The sequence below is a fragment of the Desulfovibrio inopinatus DSM 10711 genome (assembly GCF_000429305.1).
Classification (GTDB): domain Bacteria; phylum Desulfobacterota; class Desulfovibrionia; order Desulfovibrionales; family Desulfovibrionaceae; genus Alteridesulfovibrio; species Alteridesulfovibrio inopinatus.
This window is the reverse complement of record NZ_AUBP01000047.1, coordinates 1-9,787: the sequence shown is the minus strand read 5'-3', so window position 1 is coordinate 9,787 and position 9,787 is coordinate 1. Positions and strand designations below refer to the sequence as shown.

General features: G+C 50.5%; 14 protein-coding genes. All 14 read right to left on the bottom strand.

Annotated elements, in window-relative coordinates:
- A partial coding sequence (locus G451_RS34315) for a hypothetical protein (protein WP_156921748.1) occupies nucleotides 1-1,541 on the bottom strand: 1,541 nt, incomplete at its 3' end.
- A gap of 1 nt (nucleotide 1,542) precedes the next feature.
- The gene (locus tag G451_RS0119970; protein ID WP_027185640.1) at nucleotides 1,543-1,947 is read right to left on the bottom strand and encodes a phage tail fiber protein; all 405 of its coding nucleotides are present in this window, start codon (nucleotides 1,945-1,947) and stop codon (nucleotides 1,543-1,545) included.
- A gap of 15 nt (nucleotides 1,948-1,962) precedes the next feature.
- Nucleotides 1,963-2,517 (bottom strand): hypothetical protein, encoded by a 555-nt coding sequence (locus tag G451_RS0119965; protein WP_027185639.1) that lies wholly within the window; start codon nucleotides 2,515-2,517, stop codon nucleotides 1,963-1,965.
- Nucleotides 2,518-3,204: a phage adaptor protein gene (locus G451_RS0119960; RefSeq protein ID WP_027185638.1), complete on the bottom strand. Its 687-nt coding sequence runs from the start codon at nucleotides 3,202-3,204 to the stop codon at nucleotides 2,518-2,520.
- Between the two features lie 3 nt (nucleotides 3,205-3,207).
- Nucleotides 3,208-3,378: a hypothetical protein gene (locus G451_RS34310; protein WP_156921747.1), complete on the bottom strand. Its 171-nt coding sequence runs from the start codon at nucleotides 3,376-3,378 to the stop codon at nucleotides 3,208-3,210.
- A gap of 38 nt (nucleotides 3,379-3,416) precedes the next feature.
- Nucleotides 3,417-4,355 (bottom strand): phage major capsid protein, encoded by a 939-nt coding sequence (locus tag G451_RS0119950; RefSeq protein WP_027185637.1) that lies wholly within the window; start codon nucleotides 4,353-4,355, stop codon nucleotides 3,417-3,419.
- 12 nt (nucleotides 4,356-4,367) lie between these two features.
- Nucleotides 4,368-5,399, bottom strand: coding sequence for a hypothetical protein (locus G451_RS0119945; protein WP_027185636.1), 1,032 nt, complete (start codon nucleotides 5,397-5,399; stop codon nucleotides 4,368-4,370).
- 90 nt (nucleotides 5,400-5,489) lie between these two features.
- Entirely contained in the window at nucleotides 5,490-5,723 is a 234-nt protein-coding gene (locus tag G451_RS0119940) for a hypothetical protein (RefSeq protein ID WP_027185635.1), read from the bottom strand.
- Nucleotides 5,720-7,744, bottom strand: coding sequence for a portal protein (locus tag G451_RS0119935; protein WP_027185634.1), 2,025 nt, complete (start codon nucleotides 7,742-7,744; stop codon nucleotides 5,720-5,722). The genes G451_RS0119940 and G451_RS0119935 overlap by 4 nt, the downstream gene beginning before the upstream one ends.
- Before the next feature lie 2 nt (nucleotides 7,745-7,746).
- A complete protein-coding gene (locus G451_RS0119930) occupies nucleotides 7,747-8,040 on the bottom strand; it encodes a hypothetical protein (RefSeq protein ID WP_027185633.1) in 294 nt (97 codons plus the stop codon).
- Between the two features lies 1 nt (nucleotide 8,041).
- Entirely contained in the window at nucleotides 8,042-8,266 is a 225-nt protein-coding gene (locus tag G451_RS0119925; protein ID WP_027185632.1) for a hypothetical protein, read from the bottom strand.
- Nucleotides 8,267-8,397: 131 nt separating this feature from the next.
- Complete coding sequence (locus G451_RS0119920) at nucleotides 8,398-8,793, bottom strand: hypothetical protein (RefSeq protein ID WP_027185631.1); 396 nt, start codon at nucleotides 8,791-8,793, stop codon at nucleotides 8,398-8,400.
- A 43-nt stretch (nucleotides 8,794-8,836) separates the two neighbouring features.
- Nucleotides 8,837-9,046, bottom strand: coding sequence for an NrdR family transcriptional regulator (locus tag G451_RS35420; RefSeq protein WP_425387524.1), 210 nt, complete (start codon nucleotides 9,044-9,046; stop codon nucleotides 8,837-8,839).
- Nucleotides 9,033-9,710 (bottom strand): hypothetical protein, encoded by a 678-nt coding sequence (locus G451_RS0119915; protein ID WP_027185630.1) that lies wholly within the window; start codon nucleotides 9,708-9,710, stop codon nucleotides 9,033-9,035. Before G451_RS0119915 ends, G451_RS35420 begins: the two co-directional genes overlap by 14 nt.
- Nucleotides 9,711-9,787: the final 77 nt, after the last annotated feature.

The window sequence follows — 9,787 nt, the reverse complement described above, 5'->3', positions numbered from 1 at the left end:
CGTGCTGCTGCTGCCGACTTGCTTATGCATTGCAGACTGACAGCAGATGGAGGCTTGTGTACTCGTGCTGCTGCTTCGGCAAAATGCTCACATTGTAGCGGTGATATTGTTTTGGTGGGGAAGAATACAACTGGAGATACAATTGTATCAATATGACATTGAGCCTGTATCTCTGCCTTCCTGACGACCATCCCACCAGAGACAAGTATCGTTTCTGCAAATGGAGTAAGATTATTCTTGTCACGACAAACAATGATAGTCTGGACGAATCCAGAAAAAAGAGCCTGAGTTCGCAAATTTTCTGCCAACAAAAGATGACGAAACCGTTTTATGTCTCCTGTCGTACATGTTTTTGCTAAGACGTTACCACATGATGTAAATGCAACTTGGCAACGTACATCTGTATTGCATGAAGATGTAAGTTCTTGATTTGCACCAATGATACGATGTCCAGCCACAGAAACGGAGCATTTCGTATCAATAGAAAGCGTGTCAGTAATGTATCGTGTTATCGTAGATGTTTGTGTACAAATACACGATAGTGTAACATGTACACCTGCTCTTTTTTGTGGAGAAGCATGCATAATTGATTGTGCATTTATGTTTGCTAATCCATGATGAACTCGAATAGGCGTATTGTTAATGCTAGCAACAACTGACGATACACCAAAAACATTTTTTATACATTTTGTCTTGTGGTTAATTGATTGTGTATGTATTTCTGATGATGATATTCCACATAGTGATCGTATTCTATTGGATTTTCCTGTTGTCAATGCAAGGCTAACAACACTTGAGGAGATATGTTTATACCTTGTTGTATATCCTGTTGCTCTCGTATTTGCAGATATATCACCGCATACAAGACGAGTACGTGTGAAATGTACGGTTCCTGTATAGATATGATGAGAGAGTGATGCGTGAGGACGTCGTATTCTGATGCAGGTAGTCGATACGGAAACAGAACTCTTCGATGTCGAACAGCCATAATGAATATTGTTTATTTGAACGCCAGCGATTGCCATGCATCTTGGAAGCGCAACACCAACCCCACCAGCAACCTTTGTTGCTATGGCGGTGCTGGAGCCAACGGATAACGCATGTCCAGAGCACCCTCGCCACACAGGATTGTCGACATGAGCATGCGCTTGACAAACAAGATTGCCTGCTAGCTGAACAATATTTCTATTTTTTCCGAAATATGACTCAACGCTCGCTATTCCAGCCCCAACAAAGTGAACCGTTGGGACTGTCCTTGTGAGTACAATGGGACAAATGGTGGCTTTCGCTCCACGTATAATATGGATGTCACCTTCAAATGAAGGTGACTGTATGCTCGATCCAGAAACGGAAACAACATTGGATAGAGATGGTGGAGAGATATCGGACAGACAAGATGCAATACCATCAGTAAAGAGTACCCATCCCGCAGTCGCAGTAACTGTAGGAACAACCGAGACAATACCGTCTGTGTGAACAATACGGTATTGTCTCGGGACTGCATTGAGCGCAAATCCATTGATCTGGCCGAAGTCAGACATCTTACGCCATCGTTACAACAAGCGAACCGGGGGCAAAAGAGACGACGTCGGCGTCGTCCATCGTTTTGGGCGTCGTGAGAGGGCCATGGAGCAGCAAATTCCCGGAAAGAGACGAATCATAAATACCGAAATGCGTGATTGTCACGGAATCTCCAGAGACAGCAGGGAATGTGACAGAAGACGTATTGGAGCTCTGACCACTTTCCGCTCCGGGGGCGGTCCACGTTCCGGTTGGTTGACGTTCGTACCACGATGCGCTCACCTCGTTTGTCGTGATATTGGCATCGGTTGGATCAGCCACAAAGAGAGCAAGGTGCAAGTCCGCAACATTCGGGCTGGAAAATGCAGTAGCGCGCAGAATTGCATTGATAAGCGATTGCTCGAGGTAGTTGGACATAGCGGACATAACATATCCTTATAACTAACGAAATCGTCGAGGACTCACGCGTAACGACGATATCGAATTTTTATGATTGGCATTAAGACGCACTCGATTGACGGCATGATTGAACTGCGACAGGTAGTATTCGGCCATCTGATTGGACCATGGCTTCTGGGGCATGGCCATGAGTCGTCCGGTAACACCGTGAGCAATATCTTGAATCCACGGAGTCAGGAGATCAGGGAGCGATGTCGCATCAGGAGTCGGCGACAAGACGGCGTCGACATCAAGCGTATAGGGCCCTTTGGGGACGACGTTTAACGTGAGCACTACTCCGTTGAAGTCATACATGGAAAACGGAGCACCATCGCGCATAACGCTCGTCAAGATGTTTACCCTGGAGCCGTACGGTGGATCGAGATCGTATTCGACCTGTCCCGGGACGCAGTGTATGGGGTCGAGAGTGGTATTCCAGACCATGGATCGCTTACAAAAGTCGTCCAGAACGGACGAAACGACCATCGCGATAAATGGAACAGGAGCGTCAGGGCAAACCGGTCTGACAAGCGAGATGACAGAATCAGGGGAAAGCATTTATTTCCCCTCTCTCGTAATCAAAGAGCGTGGACCGGCCGCGGAACGAATATTTGGATCATCAATCATTTCAAGCTGTTCACGCGACCCCATTGATCGATAGAAATCATTTAAATGACCCTGGGATCGTTTATCGTTACCGGCGAAATCAGCGTCTTTGCGGTAACACATCCCCAAAACGTAGTTGAGGATATCCGACTCATACGTGACATCAATATCCAGCTCTTGACTAATCGTAAGATTTCCAGGGGAATCTATGTAGATGATCTCCACATAGCCTTGTCCTGTCGCGGGTTGAGGAGGGAAGATATAAAACGATTTGGGACTGCGATCATCAAACGTCCAGTGCAATACAACACTGGACGGATCGTGTGCATGCCATCCGGGAAGGTTCTCCAAAATCTTGAGATCGGTCAGTGTTATCGATCTCCCCGGAGATGTTCCCGTTGTCCCCATATTCCGCACAACTTTGACAATACGTATAGCGGAACTCGGAAGACTTTGTTTTGTGCCAGCCACAAGGATCACAGTTTTCGTTTTGACAAAGAGATCAGGCTTGTATTTGCATATCTCTTTACGAGCAAGATTGATCCACTTCATTATCTCATCGTTATCCCACCGTATGCCAGTCGGATCGAACAAGATTTGGCGGATATCATCAGCAAGTTCTCCACACGTTCGCGCCATGACCTACTCCTTCTTCTTATCGATAGCCGACGCGGTTTGTTTTTTGGGAGACGCGCTTTTTTTCTCAACGTCGTCATGATCAGGAGCTTCGATAATTTCGAACTTCCCGGATTTGGCCCACGATTCGTTGTATGGAGACGTCCAGCCGTTTTTCTTATGCTTCAATAGTTTCATAGTGTTCTCCTGAAGAGGGGCCGAAGCCCCTTGCTGAATTACGGCAGATCAACGGCCGGTTTGGCATACAATCGACCCATGGCGTCGGGCTTTACGACTTCAAATCCATAGACCTGAAGGCCGCGGAGGATATCTCCAAAATCATTTGGATTTTTGATAAGTTCTTCTTTTGTGAATTGACTTGCGAATGTCAGTGAAGACTTATGACCAAACAGGATATTCCAGACCTTATCAGTACCATCAACAACCTTTTTGAGTTGATTAGAGGAGTAGATGGTGAAACGATCCACGCGGCCGACACGACCGGTTCGAACCGTGCTTTTTCCATCTCCACTTAATGACGCGTCTTTGATTTCAGATGTTTTGACGCGTTGAATGGCCCACGGGGGAAGCACGATCCAACGATCGGTTTCAGGCAGGTTCTGTTCATCAAGGATTTGCGAGCATTCACAAATTTTATCGATGATATTGGATTTGGTCAGACTAGCGGCCGCACCTGTTGTACCAAGATCAATGTTTTCTGATTCTAATCCAGCTGTAGAGCCAACATTGCTTGCATGGACATCTGCTGGAATAGCGTCCAGAATACTTCCATCAATTTGGATCTTAAGTTGTTGTGCGGCATCGTCGCCCCATTTAGAGCGCATCTCGATGTCGGATTGCGCTTTATCCACATCGGTAATGTTGAAACCGTAATACTTGCCCTTGTCGATGAGGAGCGACACATTCATCGGGTCCAGGTACTCGTAGACGAGCGGTTGCCCTTTTATGTAGTCACGAATCGTGACGCTGGGGCATGTCCGAATTTCGACCTGATCGCCCATGCCACTGATATCACCTTCATAATCAGTGTTCGCTATTTCGCTAAACACAGTCGACAGATAGAACTTAACAAGTAATTCCTTGGCGAAAAGTTTGGGAACATAAGTTCCAGATAAACTTGGTACTCCGCCAGCGGTATATACGGGAAACGGCATAACGCCCTCATATTAAGGACGGACTCTCCCCTCGTTGACGGCGTCTGACATTTCGCGAAGAAGAACTTGAGATTCATCGTCTTTGCCTCGGTATTTCCCCAAAGCAATCTGCTTGTAGACTTGATCCATTTCTCGTTCCGTCCACATCTTCTTCCCTTGCGCGTTGGATTGCTCAGACGGTGCAGAGGAAGGCTGGACGTTTTTCGGACGCGATGACGGCTGTCGTGTAGGAGAAGAATCCGGTGGATGCTTGTACTTGTCGGCTCCGGGCCAAGCCCCGTAGAGTTTGGCGATAAAGTCGACATCCCCCCGACGCATGGCGACAGCGAGGAGGTCCGTTCGCTTTCTGCCTTCCGGGTCGGTGGGACTGACACCTTGCATGTATTCGATGAAGGCGTGGTCTTGATCTTGGGCATCAAATCCGGGATAGACACGGCGAACGCCGTCCAACAAATTCGTCGTGGACATCTGGCGTTCCATGGTCTGCTGCTGCTTCTTGAGACCACCAAGCTCGGAATCGAGTTGAGACCGAAGCGCGGCGTTTGCTTGCTGGAGACGATCAACTTCCGAAACGAGGTCTTTGATCTCGGGGTCCCAGTCGTCGTATCGGGACGGATCAAGAGACGTGGCGTTGTGTGCAGCCTCTTCGGCCTTGCGTTGACGTTCTTCCGCGAGTTTGTTTTGCTCCTGAAGCGCGGCAATATCCTTCCGCAACGTATTGATTTCGGAATGAAGCCTCGGGACTTCAGCGTCATATTTCCCTTTGAGCACCTGGAATTTCTGTTTCCATGCGTCTTCAGAGGGATGTTCAGACTGATGTGCCTGGGGCTCCGGTTGCGGCTGTTGATGCTCCTGCGGCGATGCGTCGTGCTGCGCCGAGTATTCGTCTTGCGATGTGGCATCAGTCTCGGCAGGAGCCGAATGCACTTCGGTGTTCCCGTCTTCCGTCTGTTGCTGCTGCAAAATGAGTTCGTGCAGTTTGCGGTTTTCTTCCGCTTGTTGGCGTACCGCTTTCGGCAAGTGTTCAACGTTGTCGCCATTCATCGTGTTGCTCCATCGCGAGCCCTGTGGGTGTTCGCGGGTTTGCCGTCAGAAGCCGGTATTGGTGTCCCAGCCAGCGTCCGACAGTCGTTTTCAGCTCTCCATTCTCTCTGCGACGTCGCGTGTCTCCTTGATGGCCTGCAGTATTTCGTTAAGAAGCTGCACACGCCCTTGAAGCCAACGCACATTCGTTTCAGAGGGTTCTTGAACAAGGAGAGAAATTTGTGATTCGTGTTCTGATTGCAGCCAGTCCAAGAACATGGCGAAGTCTTGGGTCAGCAAAAGCCGTTGAATGGCTGCAATGTGTTGCTTGGTTCGTTTGATCATGAGGTGGTCACCTGCATTGCCTGTTGCTGTTGAGTGGCAAGAGCGGCTTGCTGTTGTGCAGCCATCTCTTCCTGTCGGCGGATCGTGTCAGGTGAAGGAATGATGTCGTCTGTATTGAGACCAAGATCAGCAACGTGTGGTCGAAGCACCTCGGCAAGACCGTTGAGGCCGATAAGTTGCTGAATAATCGGAGAACCAAGTGCGATTTGGAGAAATTCATTTCGCCGGAGGGTGAGCGCGTGTTTTTCAAGCAGTCGTTTGGTGCCGTGCGCCTCGATGTTGAGGTCGCCCCGGTAGTCGATTTCGCCTTCGAGGACGAGATCAACAAAGACATCTTTGATGACCGGTTCGATGATTTGGCGGTCCAGGTTCGACAGAACGAGCCGGATGCCTTTGTTCATATTTTCGATCATCATCGAATATCCGGCTGCAGTACTCAAAGGACCGCTGGATTGCTGTTGGCCGTATGAATAGCGCGGCACGCCGGTGACATTGTCGGCCTGTGCGGAGAAAAATTCGTAGACGCTTTTAAAATCCTGCACACGCGGATCTGGCTGAAAAAACTGGATCGGAGCGCCTTTCCCGATGCTGCGAGATAAGTCGTATTGCCAAATCTTGTGAGGGAAAATTTCGGTGATGTTGGCCCCTTCAGGAATCGCATTGATATCGACTCCAGTCTGGAACCCGGCACACATCGCCATATTGTTTTCCAGGGCGCGGCAGGTGGCATTGCAAATTTCCTGGATATCTCGAATCATCTCCGGGATGCCTTCACCCCAAAACGCACCGGGACGAGGCCGAAAAGAGACTTTGTGATACGGACGACGGCCCATGGCATCGCCATTGAGTTCGGCTTTGATGCACCAGTCGCCGACCAACCAGACTTCGGCGCTGTATTCTTCGGTGGGGTCCGGGATGCGCTCGGCATCAACACCCCAATCAATCAGCATTTGCCCTTGTATCCATCCCCAAAATTGCAGCGCATCTATGCGTTCCTCGGGGTCTTCGTTGCTTCGTGGGCGATCCTCAAGGTGTTTTCGCTCTGTTTCATCAAGGATGCCGAGCCAATCGGAAAGGCCATGCGGTTCTTCAAGGATTTGTTTAATGGCTGTTTCGTCGTACCCATCGACACCGATCAAATTGCGGAGCGCCCGACGAGACAGCACGTGATGCTCGATGAGGTAGCCATCTTGAATGTCTTGGGCCAAAGGAGAGGGATAAATATTGAAGGGGCTGACACGGTGGAAAACACGACAGAGCTTGTTTTCTACGACAGGGAACCCATCGTCTCCCCACACCATGACCTTGCGTGATTCGTAGACCGGACCTTTCATGATACCGGCGGGGAAAATGACAAGGTCCTGCACCATTTCGGCAAGAGCGTCTTCCCATCCTCCCTCGACAAGCACATCCTCAATCGTTTGTTCGGCGTCTTCGATCTCGCGTTTCGCCTGCTTTACTGATTGTTTTTCGACGTCTTCGCGCTGTGCTCGTCCTTGTTCTTGAATCCACGACGACATCTCCGGCGTGACTTGCCCCCCTGACATTTCAAGTAGTGGACGAAATTGCTCGAAAGCAGATTGCGCAACGGCACGTGCCATCGCTTCGATGTCTTCCGGTGGTAGATCCGGTTCGGGGGTGGCTGCCGCACCCCAGGCCCGTTCACCGGCAGGAGCAATGGATTCCATGATCCAGGAAATTGCGGCGTGGCATTTTTCAGAAGTAAGCCGAATGTAGACGCGAGACGGTCCATCAAGCGATGCAACATGTTCCTCCTCTGGCGAATACACGCCTTTATATTGGCGTAATGCCGACAACATCCGGTTATAGACGCTCTGTGTTGTCCCGGATGGTGCACGTTTGGCATCACGAGCATGCTCCCAGCATTGCCGGACATGCGACGCAAGGCCGGAAACAAAAGGCTGCGATTGACGATCAAGGGCCGCTTTGCGCTCAAGCTCCTCGCGTTCGGCTTGATCGATCTGATCGTTGTTCAGGACAGTGATGGGGATACCGCCCATGACTACCCCTTGCGCTGCCGTTTAAGTTCGTCTCGAATGTCACGCAGAAGGGATTCAATGCCGTCGATGCGTGTTTCAAGACGTTCCATTTTGAGTGCTCCGCCTATAATTTGCTCGCCTTGATGTTCGAAACGCTTGGATGCCACTTCCAGTGATTCGACCCGATGCTGCAAATCAAGACCGAACGAAAGCATGGTGACAATGAGGCCTCCGATAGCGATCAAGGAAGGGATGTTGACTTTGAGGTCCAGACACAGACCACGCTTGCTAGTATTGGGATCGCATACGAGCGCCATGCTATCGACCTCCCTGTTGCGCATCATCTTTGCGTCGGGAGCCGACAGACGAGCCGAATGCAAACGAGAACAGCGAGACGATAAGATAGTTTATCGTCTCGCTAGCTTTGACGGGGAGACTGACCCCCAAAAGACTCGCGCCTATCATAGCGAGGAACGCAGCACAGACCGTCAGACAGACAGCCACGGCGACGAGGGAATAGAGATTACGATTGATCCATTCCATCACATACGCTCACACGGTCGTTGTTCCCGTGTTTTTGAGCAACCTCGACGTCCATGCCGATCAATCACCACAAAGGCGCAACCGAGACATTGCAGGCTACCTGGTTGAATCGCGTGATATCTCATCGGGAGCTACGCCAATCCAAGCCGACAGCCTTCGGCAATCGTTTCATCATCGTAGGGCTGCCGACCATTTTCCATGTTGATCATGGCGGCGATAACTTTGGGGAAATCATCGGGCTCAACACGCACATCGGGCGCAACGCCGGATCGACGCGACACATAATCAATGTAGGCCTGCGTATCGTTTTCGTTGGGTGGAGCCCAACGAGAGATCATCTGTGTGAGGGTATAGAGACCGTAAAGACGCTGATAATTACGAAGAAGCTTTGCCATGGCACGAATGCCATAGACAGGAGATTCGAATGTCTTGAAGGACTTGTCTTCGCCTTTGCACTCACCTTTCCAGTTGGTGGGTGAATGGCGAATATTGCCGGGGTTGTTATTCCGAATGCCTCGTGGTGCCATGCTCGCCTCCTCAAATTTGAGACGAGCATAGTCAGACAACCTGCTACTCTGACAAGGCGGCGCTATCCAGATGTGGTATATGTGTTACATCTGGACAACTTTCGGGGACAGACGTGCATGATGCGATGATTTCGTGCGTGGTGATCTGTGCCCCGCAATCACGGCAGACACGCCAACGCAAATTACTTGTCTTTGGGAATGTGCGCGACGTGACGACCGGTGGATTCTTGGCGCCACACTTAGGACAATTCATTGGTTTCTCCTTTGCGAGGATACACGGGAGTAACGGGACGTGCTGTTGCCTGCTCCAATCCAACGGCGTAATCCCTTCCGCGTTCGCAGACCCACAGCCCGGCACCGACAGCACGGAGCAGCTCACCATCATGGTAGGCCGTGATTCCCCCCGGCATATCGGCCCGACATGATGCCAGCGCGATATTATAGACTTCGACCGCGGCGAGACCCGATGCGACCTGTATGCGCTCTTCTTGGTAGCAAAGTTGGATGCTCAACATGATATCAGGCCACGGGACGATGATTTCCTTGGGATCAGGGCGCGCTCCAACAGGCCGTGTGACCTGTCCTCCATCGCCACCGATATACAGGGCAACAGGATCAAGCCGTTCACGGCGCACGGTCTCCAGCATGGGACGCCCTACCTCGGAAAAATCAACAATAAGAAGCGGTCTGCCGTATCCTGGTTTGCGAAGATGTGGAGAGCCCATCATGGACTTTGCCTTGCTCACAACATCCCGATACGGCGTTCCCTGCGGTATCTGTTCGAGATATCGCAATTGATAGGCTGTAGATGAGCCCGGCATGGGCCACAAACGCGTGACATCGATCTCCAGGACGCTTATCGCCATGGGTTTGGCCGATGTGAACACGACGGAAACAACAAATCGACTTGTAGCCACTACGGGCCTCCAAACGGCAAAGGTTCTGGTTTCGTGCTGCTGGATGCAGCGATATTGCCGAATGGCAATGCCTCAAC